Genomic DNA, 15357 nt, shown 5'->3' with positions numbered 1-15357 from the left:
CATTTTCAGCCCTGGCCGCTTGCCTGCCTCAGCCACGCCCGCGACACTGCCTCACTGATCAATCGGCAAGGAGGCTGTCATGCTGCGCTTACTGTTATGTGTGGGGCTCTTTCTGGGCATTCGTCTGGCCAGCGCCGATTGCACCGATCTCTCTGTCGAGCAGGCCAGTGAGGCTGAACACCTTGCCCGGCAAATCCAGCAATGGGATCAGGCTTACCATGAGCAGGGCCGTTCGTTGGTGCCGGACGAAATATATGATCAGGCGTTGTTGCGCCTGCAGCACTGGCAAGCCTGTACTACCGAGCAATCGTCTACCCGGTACCAGCCACGCGCCGGCAAGCATGGGCACGCCGTACCGCAGACCGGGCTGGCCAAGGTTCATACCGATACCCAGGTAGCTGACTGGATCCGCAACCGCACCGACCTGTGGATCCAGCCCAAAGTTGACGGAGTAGCTATTACCCTGGAATACCGTGAAGGCCGATTGGTACGTGCGATCAGCCGCGGCGATGGATGGCAGGGCGAAGACTGGACCGCCGCAGTGCAAAACATGCCCGCCGTTCTGCAGCAATGGCCACGCCCCGTGAATCTGGTGCTGCAGGGTGAGCTGTACTGGCGATTATCCGACCATGTGCAATCCCGTGACGGCGGCGCTGGTGCGCGCAGCCGCATTGCCGGCCTGATGAATCGCCAACAACTCACCGCTGAGGAGCTTGATGGTATAGGTTTGTTCGTCTGGGACTGGCCCGATGGCTCGGCCGGGATGCGCGAGCGCCTGGCACAGATGACCCAGGCGGGACTGGATACCGCTCGGTACACTCTGCCCATCAGCGACCTGCGCAGCGCCCAGGCCCAACGCCAACATTGGTTTAGCCAGCCCCTGCAGTTTGCCACCGATGGTGTGGTGCTGCGTCAGGGCAAACGGCCACAGGCGTCTGACTGGAAAGCCGAGACCCCATACTGGGCCATCGCCTGGAAACACCCACCACAGCAGGCACTGGCGCGGGTACGCGGAGTGGATTTCAGCATCGGGCGCAGCGGAAGGGTTACACCGGTACTGCAGCTAGAACCTGTCCAGCTCGACGACCGCCGCATCCGCCGCGTCAGCGCAGGCTCGCTGCAACGCTGGCAAGAACTGGATGTTCTACCGGGTGATCTGATATCAATCAGGCTGGCGGGACAGACTATTCCGCAACTGCAGGAGGTCATCAGCCGAGCAGCCAATCGCCCGCTGCTGAAGGTGCCCGACCCGGAGCGTTATCATCCATTAAGCTGCTGGACTGCGGAAAATGGCTGCCGGGAACAGTTTCTGGCACGACTGACCTGGCTGAGCAGTGCCAAGGGTCTGGACTTATCGGGCGTCGGCCCCGGCACCTGGGAGTGCCTGCTCGATGCAGGGCAACTGGCCGGACTGCTCGACTGGCTTGATCCTCTGGCTGAGCTGCAGCACTGTGCCTCTTCCCTGCCTGAGCTGCTGAAGCCCGCCAGCGAACGCGGTTTCGGCCAATGGCTACGGGCGTTGAGCATGCCGCCTGCCGGCGGGGCCGAGTTGCCCGGACACTGGTCAGCGCTGGCAAGCCGTACGCGGGCAGACTGGCAGGCTCTGCCCGACATAGGGCCACGCCGGGCCGAGCAGTTGGTTGCTTTTTTCAGTCATCCGCAGGTAGCGTTATTGCGGGTCCGATTGGCAGCTGCCGGTATCGATGGCTTCACTTTGGCTGAGTGATCAACCGCCCCCAAGGTAGGATGAGCGCGTCAGACCAAGACGCAGAATATCCAGATAACGCGCCCGTTCCGCCGTGCTCAGGCGTGCACTCGCGACCTTGTCGCGGTAACGAGCCATCAGTTCATCCGGCTCGAAATGCACATAGCGCAGCATGTCCTCGATAGTGTCATGGGTTTCGATGCCGCCATGCACCACCCGACCGTCATCCAGCTGATAGACATTCACCGAGTCGGTATCACCGAATAGGTTATGCATGTCTCCCAGAATCTCCTGATAGGCCCCTACCATGAAGATACCCAGCATATAATCCTCGCCGTCGCGCAGTTCATGCACCGGCAAGGTGTTTTCGATACTCTGCTCGTCCACATAATGGCGAATCTTGCCATCGGAATCACAGGTCAGATCCTGCAGCACGGCGCGGCGCAGCGGTTCTTCATCGAGACGATTGAGTGGCACGATCGGTAGCACCTGGTCGATCGCCCAGGTATCCGGCAGGCTCTGGAATACCGAGAAGTTGCAGATGTATTTGTCCGCCATCTTGTCATTCAGCTCGTCGAGCACCTGACGATGGGAACGCTGACGTGCCTTGAGCAAGGCATGGAGGCGATTGCATAGGGCGTAATAGCACTGTTCCGCCAACGCCTTCTGCGCCAATGTGACCTTGCCCTCGGCATATTGAGCGGCCACATCGCTGATGTAATGGGTAGCCCGCCAATAGGTTTCGGTGACCATTTCGATATCCGTCTGCCCCAGCAGCCCGACCAGGTCACGCACCACTTGCGGCAGTTCATCCAGATCATCGAGCGGCGGCACGGTGTCGTTATGCCGCTCGACATCGGTCACCTGCACCACCAGCACCGCATGATGCGCGGTCATCGCTCGCCCGCTTTCAGAGAAGATATGCGGGTGCGGCAAGCCCTGCTCATCGCAGAATTCGCGCAGCATCGATACCACGGTACGCGCATACTCATAAATGTCGTAATTGATCGAGCTGGCATTGCGCGAATGGGTACCGTCGTAATCCACCCCCAGCCCGCCACCGACATCAATATGGTCGACCGGCAGACCCAACGCCCGCAGCTCGCCGAAATAACGAATCGCCTCACGAAACCCATGCTGGTAATCCGCCAGATTGGCGATCTGCGAGCCCATGTGAAAGTGCAGCAACCGCACGCCGGCTTCCAGCCCGGCAGCACGGAACTGCTCGACAACACGCAGCAACTGCGCAGCAGACAACCCGAACTTGGATTTCTCGCCGCCGGTGTCCGCCCACTTGCTCGATGCCAGCGAAGACAACCGCACGCGTAGCCCGACCTGGGGCATCAGGCCGAGGGCTGCCGCCTCCTCGATGACCAGCCCAACCTCGGACTCCTTCTCGATGACGATGAACACATTGTGACCAAGCTTCTGCCCGAGCAAGGCCAGACGAATGAACTCGCGATCCTTGTAGCCATTGCAGACGATAGTGCCGCCCTTGGGCGCCATGGCCAGCACGGCCATCAGCTCCGGTTTGGAGCCCGCCTCCAGCCCGATGGATACGTTTTCGGTGGCAATGATGTTCTTCACCACCGCCTCCTGCTGGTTGACCTTGATCGGGTACAGCGCGGTATAACCACTGGCATACTCGAGCTCGGCGATGTTCTGCTCGAAAGCCCCGGTCAGCTGCCGCACACGGTCCTGCAGGATATCCGGAAAGCGCAGCAACAACGGCAGATCCAGCCCACTGTCACGCAACTGACCGACCAGTTCGTGCAGGTCAATCGGCGCATCGGCAGCAGCGCGTGGAGATACCTCGACATTGCCCCGATCGCTGGCATTGAAGTAGCCCGCTCCCCAATGGCGAATGCCGTAGACACTTCGACTGTCTGCGACCGTCCAGGCGGAAGCATCTTCTTTGCGCGAACGCCGCGGTGACACCATGAAAAACTCCTCGAATTGTATTCATCAGGTCTCAGGATAAACCAGTTTGTTCCCGCTGGTCGTAATAACAGCCACTTCGACCGCTGAGTCAGAAGGCTGTTACATAAAAAAATTCCGCTCGAAAAAATCGATCATTCAAGCTCATCGGCTGTCCCATTAGCATCCCGCTGAAGCACTTGCCGTATCGGGGCTATAGCGATATTTGTGACAAACATATAACACCTGTAAACATTCCTGTAATAACCGGCATGGCGTACAAGCCACGGGATTGGCCGGTTGTGATAATTTTTTGGATGTGTTTATCATAAAAATGAATTTACAAGTAAATATCGGGAAACGATGTCTTCCACCGCATTTTCGCTACGCCGTCCAAGCGACACAGATGGTTACGCGCTCAACCAGTTGATCGAGCGCTGCCCTCCATTGGATACCAACTCCGTCTATTGCAACCTGCTGCAATGCTCCCACTTCGCCGCCACCTCCATCGCCGCTGACAACAGCAACGGCGAGCTGGTCGGCTTCATTTCCGGTTATCGTCCACCGGAGCGTCCGGACACGCTGTTCATCTGGCAGGTCGCCGTGGACGACAGCATGCGCGGTCAGGGGCTGGGTATCAGCATGCTGATGGCGCTGGTCGAGCGCACCGCCGCTGACGGCGTGTGCTGGCTCGAAACCACGATTTCTCCCGGCAATGGCGCCTCCGAAGCGCTGTTCGCCAAGGCCTTCCGCCAGCTGGGTGTGACCGCCAGCACCGAGGTGGTATTCAGCCGGGCCCACCATTTCAACGGCCAGCATGATGATGAAGTGCTGTATCGCGCCGGTCCCTTTGCCTTACCAGTCCAACTTGATAACCAGGAGACTGTATGAACACTTTTGAACAGTTTGAACAGAACGAATCCGGTATTCGCAGCTACTGCCGCTCCTTCCCGGTCATTTTCGACCAGGCCCGCGGCGCCGAGCTGTTTACCCGCGACGGCAAATCCTATATCGACTTTCTCGCCGGCGCCGGCACGCTGAACTATGGCCACAACCATCCGGTCATGAAGAAAGCTCTGATCGAATACCTGCAGCACGACGGTGTGACTCATGGCTTGGATATGTATTCCGCTGCCAAGGAACGCTTTCTGGAAACCTTCGACCGGGTCATCCTCAACCCTCGCGGTTTTGGTGACTACGTTGTCCAGTTCAGCGGCCCCACCGGCACCAACGCCGTCGAAGCGGCTCTGAAACTGGCGCGCAAGGTTACCGGTCGCAGCAACGTGATCAGCTTTACCAACGGCTTCCATGGCTGCTCCATCGGCGCCCTGGCTGCTACCGGTAACCAGCACCACCGTGGCGCCGCCGGCGTACCGCTGACCGATGTCAGCCGCATGCCCTACGACAATTACTTCGGCGACAAGGTCAACACCATCTCGATGATGGATAAGCTGCTCTCCGATCCGAGCAGCGGCGTGGACAAGCCGGCCGCGGTTATCGTTGAAGTGGTTCAGGGCGAAGGTGGCCTGAATGCCGCCTCCGCCGAGTGGATGCGCAAGCTGGAGAAGCTCTGCCGCAAACACGACATGTTGCTGATCGTCGACGACATTCAGGCTGGTTGTGGCCGTACCGGTACCTTCTTCAGCTTTGAGGAAATGGGCATCAAGCCCGACATCATCACCCTGTCCAAATCGCTCAGCGGTTATGGCCTGCCCTTCGCCGTGGTAGTCATGCGCCGCGAACTGGACCAGTGGGAGCCGGGCGAGCACAACGGTACCTTCCGCGGTAACAATCACGCTTTCGTCACCGCTGCCGCTGCTCTGGAGCATTTCTGGACCGATACGGAATTCGCCGACAGCGTCAAGGCCAAGGGCACGATGATTCGCGAACGCATGCAGAAAATCGTCCGCCGCCATGGCCCCGATTCACTGTTCGTCAAAGGCCGCGGCATGATGATCGGTATCAGCTGCCCGGACGGCGACACCGCCGCCGCCATCTGCCGTGAGGCTTTTGAAAACGGACTGATCATCGAAACCAGCGGCAACCACAGCCAGGTAGTCAAATGCCTGTGCCCGCTGATCATCAGTGAACAGCAGATAGACAAGGCCATGACCATTCTTGACGCAGCCTTTGCCAAAGTAATGAGCGCCGACGTCAAGAATCAAGCATCCTGAGGAATAGAATCACATGATCGTACGCAACCTGAAAGACTGTGAAGCATCCGAACGCAAGGTAGTGACCGAGACCTGGGACAGTACCCGGATGATCCTGAAGGAAGACCAGATGGGCTTCTCTTTCAATATCACCACTATTTACGCTGGAACCGAAACGCATATCTGGTATCAAAACCATTTGGAATCAGTGTATTGCATGAGCGGCAATGGCGAGATCGAAACACTGGCCGACGGCAAGATCTACAAGATCGAACCGGGCACTTTGTACATTCTCGACAAGAACGATGAGCACATGCTGCGCGGTGGCACCGAGGACATGAAAATGGCCTGCGTGTTCAACCCGCCACTGACCGGCCGGGAAGTACATGATGAAAACGGCGTCTACCCCGCCGACCTGGCCTGAACTGTCACAAGATCAGGAGAAATAATGTCTACCGTGCAAGCTGACCTTTACCCGTCACGCCAGCACAAAGCACCCAGCTGGCAACAACGGATCGATCCGGTTATCTACCGGCAGGATCTGCAGGATGCCCCGCTGACCATGGAACAGCTGTCGCGCTTCAAGCGCGATGGCTTTCTGGTTCTACCGGAGGTCTTCACCGCAGCAGAAGTCGCCGTGTTCAAGCAAGAGCTTGAGCGCATGAGCCGCGACCCGGAGGTACTGGGATCGCCTGCAGCCATTCGCGAACCCGACAGTGGCGCCTTGCGCTCGGCGTTCGCCATTCATCGCAGCAACCCACTGCTGGCCCGGGTTGCCCGGGATGAGCGTACCGCTGGGTTGGTTCGCTTCCTGTTGGGCGGTGATATCTACGTGCACCAGTCCAGACTGAATTTCAAACCTGGCTTCCAAGGCAAGGAGTTCTACTGGCATTCCGATTTCGAGACCTGGCATACCGAGGATGGGTTGCCGCGCATGCGCACCATCAGTTGCTCGGTGCTCTTGACCGATAACAACCCCTGGAATGGCCCATTGATGCTGATTCCGGGCTCGCATGAGCACTATATAGGCTGTGTCGGCAAGACCCCGGAAAACCATTACGAAAGCTCCCTGCGTCGGCAGGAGTTCGGTATCCCCGATGATGACAGCCTCAGCAAACTGGTTGATCAGGGTGGGGTTGCTCAAGCCACCGGCAAGGCCGGCAGCATAGTATTGTTCGACTGCAATACTCTGCATGGGTCCAACAGCAATATTACTCCCAGCCCGCGCAGCAATCTGTTCTTCGTCTACAACCATGTAGACAACCTGCCGACCACGCCCTTTGACGGCAGGCCCCCACGTCCCGACTTCGTCGCCGAGCGCGGCCCGGTCGAGCCGCTGGAGATAGGCCCTCAGCAGTATCCGTGAGCAGGGACGACATTCATTTCAAAAAAGAACCGGGATTATGCATACAGTAGAAAAAATCGGCGGCACATCCATGAGCCGCTTCGACGAAGTACTGAATACCCTCTTTATCGGCGAACGTCGTAACGCTGAAATCTATAACCGCATCTTTGTGGTCTCCGCCTATGGCGGCATGACCGACTTGCTGCTGGAACACAAGAAAAGCGGCGAGCCGGGTGTATATGAACGCTTCGCCGATGCAGACAATGAGGACGCCTGGGCCGAAGCCCTGGAGAAAGTGCGTGATCGCATGCTGGCAAAAAACGCCGAGCTCTTCACCGGTGATTACGAGCGCCAGGCAGCTGACCGCTTCATCAATGGCCGCATCAACGATGCTCGCGACTGCATGCTCAGCCTTCAGCAACTGTGTTCCTACGGGCACTTCCAGCTGACCGGCCAATTGATCAAGGTCCGCGAAATGCTTGCCTCGCTTGGCGAAGCGCATAGTGCCTTCAACACCGTATTGGCGCTGAAGAAGAGCGGGGTAAATGCGCGCATGGTCGACCTGACCGGCTGGAACCAGAGCGAACCCAAAAGCTTTCAGGACATGATCAGCGACAGCTTTGCCGGCATCGACCTCAGCCGTGAACTGGTGGTTGCCACCGGTTATACGCATTGCGGTGAAGGGCTGATGAATACCTTTGATCGTGGCTACAGCGAAATCACTTTCGCGCAGATTGCCGCCAGCACCGGCGCCCATGAAGCGATCATCCACAAGGAGTATCACCTGTCCAGCGCTGACCCGAACCAGGTGGGCGTCGACAAGGTTGTCACCATCGGCCGCACCAACTATGACGTAGCCGACCAGCTGTCCAACCTGGGGATGGAAGCCATCCACCCCCGAGCTGCACGCACACTGCGTCGGGCCGGTATTCAACTGCGTATCAAGAACGCCTTCGAACCGGATCATGGCGGCACCACCATCAGCCAGAACTACTGCAGCGAAAAACCCTGCGTGGAAATCATCGCCGGGCGTAAGGATGTATTCGGGCTGGAAGTCTTCGATCAGGAAATGCTCGGTGATGTCGGCTATGACATCGAGATCACTCGTCTGCTCAAGCAGCTGAAATTGTATGTAGTGAACAAGGATTCGGATGCCAACAGCATCACCTATTACATCTCAGGCTCGCGCAAGGCTTTGACTCGGGCGATCCGCCTGATCAAGGAACGCTACCCGATGGCCGACCTGCACCTGCATAACATTGCCATCGTCTCGGCCATTGGCTCAGACCTCAAGGTCAAGGGCATCCTGGCCAAGACGGTCGCGGCGCTGGCCAAGGCGGACATCAGCATCCAGGCGATCCACCAGTCAATCCGTCAGGTGGAGATGCAGTGCATCATCAATGAAGAAGATTACGACGCCGCGGTAGTAGCGCTGCACCAGGCACTGATCGAACCGGAGAATCACGGCGACGTTATCGTCGCTGCCTGATACCGGGGCCGAGCTGCCCTTCAGGATGTAGCGCCCAGTCCACGTTCGGGCGCTACGCTATTGCGACAATAGAAACTTGACCACCCGCTGCGCCGCCGGCTCCGGATCCTCCTGCATGAAACAATGCCCACCGGGCAGCTGATCAACAGTGACGTGTGGGTTCGATGCTGCCAATCGCTCGGCAGACTGCCTTACGAAGGGATAAGTCCTGTCACCGTGAATCAGCCGCACCGGCGTCTGGATCCGGCGCACGGCGCGCCATAAGCCGCGTGGTGCCGACTCGAAAATTTCAGCCTCCCGGGTGGGCGCACACTTGAGTACCACGCCCTGCCCCGGCTCATCGCGCAATGCATGGGCAATATGCGCGCGCAAACCAGCTTCTGCCCAGCCTTGGAAAATGCCGCGCCCCTGTAATTTATCGAAAGCCGACTGCCGATCCGGCCATTGGCTACGGCGTTTACGCGTACCCTCGGCCAACGGATTACGCACCAGCGAGCCCAGCAGACCGCGCTTCAACATCTCCAGCTGCGGGAAGAGTACCGGGTCGAGCAAGACGGCCCGCTGGAACATCTGCGGGTGGGCCGCCAGCATCAGGCTGGTCATAACCCCGCCAAAACTATGGCCAAGAGCGTAGCGCGGTACTTGGCCAAATATCACCTTGCCGGCAACGAAGGCCTCCACCGCCAGCTCGGCGCTGCGATTCCAACCAACGAACGTACCACCGTGATCACTGTCGCCATGACCTTGCATATCGCACAACCAAAGGTCGAAATGCTCGGCAAGCAGCGCCAGCATCGGCTCGTAGGTACGGCAGCAGAAACCATTGCCATGAATGAAATGCAGCAGCGGCTTACCGCTGGGCAGCGTATGCCAGCCACGCAGAGTGAAGCCGGCGGAACACAGATGAGACCAGGGCAACAACGTCATCAACACACCACTTGCTGAAACAGGATGCACCAGTCTATTACGCGAGTCCCGCCCTGTCAGGCTCCCGCTGCGCTTATTGATGCTATAGATTGCGCCGCCCAACCTTGGCAGCAGCATCAACAGTGCTCAGCTCAACGCAGGATATAGTCAACGCTGGTGACCACGCGCACCTTCTTGATTTCCGGTGTGTAAGGGTCCACGTCCTCGATCGAGAAATACCCCTGCGAAGCACGCCGAATACTACCCACCTCGGCTCCCGCATCGCGCGCAAACTGATCCGCAGCGGCCCGCGCCTCCTGGGTCGCCAACGCAATCATTTCCGGCTTGATCGAATTGAGCTGGGTGAAGATGAATTGCGGCTGATGTTCGTAACTCTGGGTCAGTGCGACCCCGGACTTGACCAGTTCACCAACGCTCTGCATACCGCTTTTGATCTGCTCGATGTTCCCGGTACGCACCAGCACCGTCACTTCGGCACGGTAACGCTGCGGCGGCATGTTCGAGCCATACAGGTTGGCATGCTGATCAGTGATCTTCGGCATGGCGAGCTGCAGATCGCTTTCGGCAAAACCCTTGAGCAACAGAAAGGAGCGAATCAGGTTCTGCTGGGTTTCGATATCACTCTGCAACGCGTCCAGGCCATCGCCCAGCACAGTGAAGTTGATCGGCCACAGGGCCAGATCCGCTTCCACCTCACGCTCAGCCAGCCCCTTGACGCTGACCACCCGATCGGCGTCGCGAAACTGCAACAGACCGGTCTTGATACTCACTGCCATGAAAGCCAGTGCCAACGCCAGCAATGCCGCCGCCACTACCGCAAACAACGAAATACGTGAACTGTCAGACATCATCGTGCTCCTGCCATTTGAATATCAGCTGTTAAGCTTATACCCGTCCGCAGCAATCAACCGCAAGCCCGGCACTGCTTGCCCACGAAGGAGGTCAGCCAGCTTTACTCATCCCGGCGCAAATCATCCGGTATCGGTGGCGGCGGCATTGGGCCGGGGCGTTTGCCTTTGCCCTCATGGAACTGGCGCACCTGGTAGACATAGGCCAGTACCTGAGCCACTGCCAGGTACAGCCCGGCAGGAATCGGCTGGTCCAGCTCGGTGCTGTGATACACCGCTCGCGCCAGCGGCGGTGATTCGAGAATGATCACATCATGCTCGGTCGCCACTTCGCGAATCTTCTGTGCCAGAAAATCCGCCCCCTTGGCCAATACTACCGGCGCCCCGGAGTGCACCGGATCGTATTTCAACGCTACCGCGTAATGCGTCGGGTTGGTGATCACCACATCGGCCTTGGGCACTTCACCCATCATACGCCGCTCGGCCATTTCCCGTTGCAACTGGCGCACCCGTGATTTGACCTCGGGTTTGCCTTCGGAATCCTTGTACTCATCACGCACTTCCTGCTTGGTCATGCGCGTCTTCTGCTTGTTGTCCCATATCTGGAACGGCACATCCACCGCAGCAATCAGGATCAATGAGCAGGCCAGCAGCAACAGCGAGGTGCCGAGCACCCAGCCACTGTGGAAAATCGCCCCGGGCAGAGATTCATTGCTCAGCGCCAGCAAATCATCGGTGCGCATATAGAGCACCAGCAATGCCATGGCCAGTACGACGAAGAACTTGCCCAATGCCTTGAGCAGCTCAACCAGCGCCTTGATCGAGAACATCCGCTTGATACCTGCCAGCGGATTGAGACGCTCCCCTTTGGGTGCCAGCAGCTTGGCACTGAACAGCCAGCCGCCAAGCATCACCGGGCCGACCAGCGCGGCAATCAGCAGCATCAGAAACAACGGCCCCAGCACACTGAAGCCCTGGCGAATGGAGTCCAGCAGATGCAGCCCCATGGTATCGGTGCTGAACAGTACTTCACGCTCCAGCGAGAAGTTGTAGACCATCAGATCCATCAGCTTGCGAGCCATTTCCGGGCCGAGCATCAACAGCCCCAGCGCAGCGACCATCACCACCGCCAGGGTGTTGAGTTCCTTAGAGCGGGCCACCTGCCCTTTTTCACGGGACTCCTTCTGGCGTTTCGCCGTGGGGTCTTCTGTGCGTTCCTGACCGCTATCCTCGGCCATCAGCGCGCACCGACCATTTCGCGCAGCCAGACCAGTGCTTCAGAGGCAAACAGGTGATATTGCTCCGCCGCACTGCCCAGTAGTACCCAGAGGATGAACAAACCGAAAACCAGTGTCAGCGGAAAGCCGATGGAGAAGATATTCAACTGCGGCGCGGCACGCATCATCACCCCGAAAGACAGGTTGACGATCAACAGTGCGGTAATGGCCGGTAGACCGATCAGCAATGCCGCCGCCATGACCCAGGAAAAGCGCAACACCAGCGTCTGGAAGTGCGCCGCCTGCAGCGTCTCGCCGATGGGCAAGGTGGTGAAACTCTCGACCAGCACCTCAATGACCACCAGGTGTCCATTCATGGCCAGAAACAGCAGCGTGACCAGCATGGTGAACACCTGCGCCACCACCGCCACGGAAATCCCCATGGCCGGATCGTTCATCGAAGCGAAGCCCAGGCCCATCTGCATGGCGACTATCTGCCCGGCCACCACGTGGATCTGGAACAGCAGCTGCAACAGAAAGCCCATTGCCGCGCCGATCAGGATCTGCTCGCCGATCACCACCCAGGTGCTCAGCGCCAGCGCATCCAGCTGAGGCACACTGGCGATCTGCGGCGCCACGAGAAAGGTCAGGGCCAGAGCGAAATAGAGACGAATGCGCACCGGAATCAAGGCCGTGCCTATCACCGGCATTGTCATGAACAGCGCGCCGATACGAAACAGTACCCACAGGTAACCCGCTACCCAGCGGCCGATATCGCTGCCGGCCAACTCGATCATCAGCCAATCAATCCGGGAATATTGTGATATAGCTGCTCGGTGAACTCGATCAACTCGCGCACCAGCCAGGGACCCAATGCAATCAAGGTCATGAAGGTGAACAGCAGGCGCGGCAGGAAGCTCAGGGTTTGCTCGTTAATCTGGGTTGCGGCCTGAAATACCGCCACCATCAGGCCTACCGCCAGACTCGGCAGGACAATGACCGCCACCATCACGGTAGTCAGCCAGATCGCCTGCCGGAACAGATCAACAGCGATTTCAGGCGTCATACGCGGTACTCCTATGTGACTGCGAAACTGGCGGCCAGCGTACCTATGATCAACGCCCAACCATCCACCAACACAAACAGCATGATCTTGAATGGCAATGAGATGATCAGTGGCGACAGCATCATCATACCCATGGCCATCAACACACTGGCGACCACCAGATCAATTACCAGAAACGGAATAAAGATCATGAAGCCGATCTGAAAAGCCGTCTTCAATTCGGAGGTAACGAAGGCCGGCACCAGGATGTGGAACGGTACTTCATCCGGACCGGTCAGATCGGTGCGCTTGGCCAGGCGGACAAAGAGTTCCAGATCCGTTTCGCGGGTCTGCGCCAGCATGAATTCGCGCAATGGCACACTGGCCTGCTCCAGCGCCTGCTGCGGTGCCAGTTGCTCGTCCAGGTAAGGCTGCAGCGCGCTTTCATTGATGCGTTCGAATACCGGCGCCATGATGAACAGGGTCAGAAACAGCGCCAACCCCACCAGAATCTGGCTCGATGGCGTGGACTGCAACCCCAGCGCCTGACGCAGAATGGCGAAAACTATGATGATGCGGGTAAAGCTGGTCATCATCATTACAAACGCCGGAATGAACGTCAGGGCGCTCATCAACAGCAGAATCTGCAGACTGACCGAGTAGGTCTGCTCGCCCTCGGCGTCGGTGGTCAGAGTAATGGCCGGCAGGCTCAGCGGGTCGCCCGCCGATTGCGCGAATACCATCGGCGCCAGTAACATCAGCAGCAACAGACTCCAGCGGATCATGGCTTCTGCTCCCGTTTGAGTATCGCCTGCAGCTTACGGGCAAAATCGCCGCTCACCGCACCGCCCTCCGCATCGGCTACCGGCTCGTCGAATACGTGCAGGGTATTGATGCGGCCGGGCGAGATACCCAGCAGCATCTGTTGCCCGCCAACGTCGACCAGTACCAGCCGATCACGCGGCCCCAGCGGGTAGCTGCTGACCAACCGGATGTGTTGCCCGCCCTGCGACGCCATCGGGCCGACCCGTCGCATCAGATAGCCAAGCAGAAAAATCAGCCCGACGACGATGACCAACCCCAGCCCCAGCTGGGCCAGCTGCCCGATCAGCGTGGTCCCGGATTCGTTCTGCGTGGCCGCCGGCGCTGCGGCCAGCGGCAATGATAGACATACCGTCGACGCTGTAATCAGCGCGCGCAGCAAGGACATGTCAACTCAACTTCTTGATGCGTTCGGATTGGCTGATCACGTCGGTCAGACGGATGCCGAACTTCTCGTTGACCACCACCACTTCGCCATGGGCGATCAAGGTGCCGTTGACCTTCACATCCAGCGGCTCCCCCGCCAAACGATCCAGCTCCACCACCGAGCCCTGATTGAGCTGCAGCAGGTTGCGGATGGTGATATCGGTATTGCCCACTTCCATCGAAATGGTCACCGGGATATCCAGAATCACGTCCAGGTTGGGACCGTCGGCACCACCAAACAACTCGCCGGCTGGAAGACGCTCGGAAGCACTGAATTCCTCCATCGGCATCGGCCTGGAGCCATCGCTGCCTCCCAGCAATGCATCGATGTCGTCCTGACTGGCATTGCCAGCCTCATCCAGCGCTGCCGCCCATTCATCGGCCAGCGCCTGCTCTTCCGGACTGATGTCGTCCTGTTTGTCCTCAGCCATCTTGCCTGATCCTCGTTTATCTCTTTCAAGAGTACTGCGGTTGCGGGTCAATCAGCGCGGACGCGTGATCGGCCCGAGAATCTGCAGTGCCAGATTGCCCTTTACCGACCCGAGCCGGGCCTTGAAGGTCGGCACGCCATTGGCGCACATCACCATATGCTCGGGCATTTCCACCGGAATCACGTCACCCGCCTGCATGCTCAGCAGGTCGCGCAACTTGAGTTCGCGGCGAACCACCGTGGAACTCAAGGGTACCTTGGCAGCGGTGATCTCCTCGCGCAGCGCCCGTACCCAGCGTTCGTCATGTTCGTCCACATCCGATTGCACGCCGGAATCCAGTACTTCACGCAGCGGCTCGATCATCGAATAAGGGAAGGTCACATGCATTTCACCACCGCCACCATCAAGCTCGATGTGGAAGGTCGACACCACCACCACTTCGCTGGGGCTGACGATATTGGCCAATGCCGGGTTGACCTCCGAGTTGACGTATTCGAACTGCACATCCTTGACTGCCTGCCAGGCTTCACGCAGATCGGCGAAGGACTGTTCCAGCACCATGCGCACCACACGCAGTTCGGTGGGAGTGAATTCACGCCCTTCGATCTTGGCATGTCGGCCATCACCGCCGAAAAAATTGTCAACCAGCTTGAATACCAGCCGGGCATCCAGAATGAACAGCGCGGTACCACGCAGCGGCTTCATTTTCACCAGGTTGAGGCTGGTCGGCACATATAGCGTGTGCACGTATTCGCCGAACTTCATTACCTGAACCCCGCCTACCGATACATCGGCGGAACGGCGCAACAGGTTGAACATGCTGATGCGGGTGTAACGGGCAAAGCGCTCGTTGATCATTTCCAGCGTGGGCATGCGGCCACGCACGATGCGGTCCTGACTGGTCAGGTCATAACTTTTTACCGCACCCGGTTGGCTGTCCTGCTCGTCGTCTATTACACCTTCGTCGACCCCGTGCAGCAGAGCATCGATTTCATCTTGGGAAAGTAGATCCTGAACCGCCATATTATTATT

General features: G+C 58.5%; 16 protein-coding genes. 6 read left to right on the top strand and 10 right to left on the bottom strand.

Annotation, left to right across the window (positions count from 1 at the left end):
* The first annotated feature begins 79 nt into the window (after nt 1–79).
* A complete protein-coding gene (gene ligB / locus BLU11_RS03945) occupies nt 80–1726 on the top strand; it encodes an NAD-dependent DNA ligase LigB (RefSeq protein WP_090272142.1) in 1647 nt (548 codons plus the stop codon).
* Here ligB and speA read toward each other — a convergent pair whose 3' ends face one another.
* On the bottom strand, nt 1727–3643 hold the full coding sequence (gene speA / locus BLU11_RS03940; protein ID WP_090276225.1) for an arginine decarboxylase: 1917 nt from the start codon (nt 3641–3643) through the stop codon (nt 1727–1729). It abuts the gene before it with no gap.
* A 342-nt stretch (nt 3644–3985) separates the two neighbouring features.
* Between speA and ectA the strand changes: the two genes are divergently transcribed.
* From ectA to BLU11_RS03915, 5 genes are read left to right on the top strand one after another with little or no spacing between them, the layout of a single operon-like run.
* Nucleotides 3986–4513, top strand: a complete 528-nt coding sequence (gene ectA, locus BLU11_RS03935; protein ID WP_090272141.1) for a diaminobutyrate acetyltransferase — start codon at nt 3986–3988, stop codon at nt 4511–4513.
* On the top strand, nt 4510–5796 hold the full coding sequence (gene ectB, locus BLU11_RS03930) for a diaminobutyrate--2-oxoglutarate transaminase (protein ID WP_090272140.1): 1287 nt from the start codon (nt 4510–4512) through the stop codon (nt 5794–5796). The genes ectA and ectB overlap by 4 nt, the downstream gene beginning before the upstream one ends.
* Nucleotides 5797–5809: 13 nt before the next feature.
* Nucleotides 5810–6199, top strand: a complete 390-nt coding sequence (locus tag BLU11_RS03925) for an ectoine synthase (protein ID WP_090272139.1) — start codon at nt 5810–5812, stop codon at nt 6197–6199.
* Nucleotides 6200–6223: 24 nt separating this feature from the next.
* Nucleotides 6224–7141, top strand: a complete 918-nt coding sequence (gene thpD, locus BLU11_RS03920; protein WP_172828667.1) for an ectoine hydroxylase — start codon at nt 6224–6226, stop codon at nt 7139–7141.
* A 37-nt stretch (nt 7142–7178) separates the two neighbouring features.
* A complete protein-coding gene (locus tag BLU11_RS03915; protein WP_090272138.1) occupies nt 7179–8609 on the top strand; it encodes an aspartate kinase in 1431 nt (476 codons plus the stop codon).
* A 57-nt stretch (nt 8610–8666) separates the two neighbouring features.
* Here the strand turns inward: BLU11_RS03915 and BLU11_RS03910 are convergent, their stop codons facing one another.
* The 9 genes from BLU11_RS03910 to fliM all read right to left on the bottom strand — a co-directional run bounded on the left by BLU11_RS03910 (nt 8667) and on the right by fliM (nt 15348).
* Nucleotides 8667–9536 (bottom strand): alpha/beta fold hydrolase, encoded by an 870-nt coding sequence (locus BLU11_RS03910; protein WP_090272137.1) that lies wholly within the window; start codon nt 9534–9536, stop codon nt 8667–8669.
* 131 nt (nt 9537–9667) lie between these two features.
* Nucleotides 9668–10384 carry an SIMPL domain-containing protein gene (locus BLU11_RS03905; protein WP_090272136.1) on the bottom strand — a complete coding sequence of 239 codons (717 nt, stop codon included), beginning with the start codon at nt 10382–10384 and terminating at the stop codon, nt 9668–9670.
* A 104-nt stretch (nt 10385–10488) separates the two neighbouring features.
* Nucleotides 10489–11622, bottom strand: a complete 1134-nt coding sequence (gene flhB / locus BLU11_RS03900; protein ID WP_090272135.1) for a flagellar biosynthesis protein FlhB — start codon at nt 11620–11622, stop codon at nt 10489–10491.
* On the bottom strand, nt 11622–12398 hold the full coding sequence (gene fliR / locus BLU11_RS03895; protein ID WP_090272134.1) for a flagellar biosynthetic protein FliR: 777 nt from the start codon (nt 12396–12398) through the stop codon (nt 11622–11624). Before fliR ends, flhB begins: the two co-directional genes overlap by 1 nt.
* The gene (gene fliQ / locus BLU11_RS03890) at nt 12398–12667 is read right to left on the bottom strand and encodes a flagellar biosynthesis protein FliQ (RefSeq protein ID WP_090272133.1); all 270 of its coding nucleotides are present in this window, start codon (nt 12665–12667) and stop codon (nt 12398–12400) included. The genes fliR and fliQ overlap by 1 nt, the downstream gene beginning before the upstream one ends.
* A gap of 11 nt (nt 12668–12678) precedes the next feature.
* Nucleotides 12679–13431, bottom strand: a complete 753-nt coding sequence (fliP, locus tag BLU11_RS03885) for a flagellar type III secretion system pore protein FliP (protein ID WP_090272132.1) — start codon at nt 13429–13431, stop codon at nt 12679–12681.
* A complete protein-coding gene (gene fliO / locus BLU11_RS03880) occupies nt 13428–13856 on the bottom strand; it encodes a flagellar biosynthetic protein FliO (protein WP_090272131.1) in 429 nt (142 codons plus the stop codon). The genes fliP and fliO overlap by 4 nt, the downstream gene beginning before the upstream one ends.
* A 1-nt stretch (nt 13857) precedes the next feature.
* Nucleotides 13858–14325, bottom strand: coding sequence for a flagellar motor switch protein FliN (gene fliN, locus BLU11_RS03875; protein ID WP_090272130.1), 468 nt, complete (start codon nt 14323–14325; stop codon nt 13858–13860).
* A gap of 51 nt (nt 14326–14376) precedes the next feature.
* Complete coding sequence (gene fliM / locus BLU11_RS03870) at nt 14377–15348, bottom strand: flagellar motor switch protein FliM (RefSeq protein WP_090272129.1); 972 nt, start codon at nt 15346–15348, stop codon at nt 14377–14379.
* Between the last annotated feature and the right edge of the window lie 9 nt (nt 15349–15357).

Origin of the sequence: Halopseudomonas litoralis, assembly GCF_900105005.1 — a bacterium.
Taxonomy (GTDB): domain Bacteria; phylum Pseudomonadota; class Gammaproteobacteria; order Pseudomonadales; family Pseudomonadaceae; genus Halopseudomonas; species Halopseudomonas litoralis.
Note: the sequence above shows the minus strand (reverse complement) of the source record. Positions and strands in the feature narration are given on the sequence as shown.

What these genes read in the sequence shown, in the direction of transcription:
- fliR (WP_090272134.1), bottom strand. Translation starts at nt 12,398, where the DNA reads ATGATCGAGTTGGCCGGCAGCGATATCGGCCGCTGGGTAGCGGGTTAC.
- BLU11_RS03925 (WP_090272139.1), top strand. Translation starts at nt 5,810, where the DNA reads ATGATCGTACGCAACCTGAAAGACTGTGAAGCATCCGAACGCAAGGTA.
- fliM (WP_090272129.1), bottom strand. Translation starts at nt 15,348, where the DNA reads ATGGCGGTTCAGGATCTACTTTCCCAAGATGAAATCGATGCTCTGCTG.
- BLU11_RS03910 (WP_090272137.1), bottom strand. Translation starts at nt 9,536, where the DNA reads ATGACGTTGTTGCCCTGGTCTCATCTGTGTTCCGCCGGCTTCACTCTG.
- BLU11_RS03905 (WP_090272136.1), bottom strand. Translation starts at nt 10,384, where the DNA reads ATGTCTGACAGTTCACGTATTTCGTTGTTTGCGGTAGTGGCGGCGGCA.
- thpD (WP_172828667.1), top strand. Translation starts at nt 6,224, where the DNA reads ATGTCTACCGTGCAAGCTGACCTTTACCCGTCACGCCAGCACAAAGCA.
- ectB (WP_090272140.1), top strand. Translation starts at nt 4,510, where the DNA reads ATGAACACTTTTGAACAGTTTGAACAGAACGAATCCGGTATTCGCAGC.
- BLU11_RS03915 (WP_090272138.1), top strand. Translation starts at nt 7,179, where the DNA reads ATGCATACAGTAGAAAAAATCGGCGGCACATCCATGAGCCGCTTCGAC.
- fliQ (WP_090272133.1), bottom strand. Translation starts at nt 12,667, where the DNA reads ATGACGCCTGAAATCGCTGTTGATCTGTTCCGGCAGGCGATCTGGCTG.
- fliN (WP_090272130.1), bottom strand. Translation starts at nt 14,325, where the DNA reads ATGGCTGAGGACAAACAGGACGACATCAGTCCGGAAGAGCAGGCGCTG.
- ectA (WP_090272141.1), top strand. Translation starts at nt 3,986, where the DNA reads ATGTCTTCCACCGCATTTTCGCTACGCCGTCCAAGCGACACAGATGGT.
- flhB (WP_090272135.1), bottom strand. Translation starts at nt 11,622, where the DNA reads ATGGCCGAGGATAGCGGTCAGGAACGCACAGAAGACCCCACGGCGAAA.
- fliO (WP_090272131.1), bottom strand. Translation starts at nt 13,856, where the DNA reads ATGTCCTTGCTGCGCGCGCTGATTACAGCGTCGACGGTATGTCTATCA.
- fliP (WP_090272132.1), bottom strand. Translation starts at nt 13,431, where the DNA reads ATGATCCGCTGGAGTCTGTTGCTGCTGATGTTACTGGCGCCGATGGTA.
- ligB (WP_090272142.1), top strand. Translation starts at nt 80, where the DNA reads ATGCTGCGCTTACTGTTATGTGTGGGGCTCTTTCTGGGCATTCGTCTG.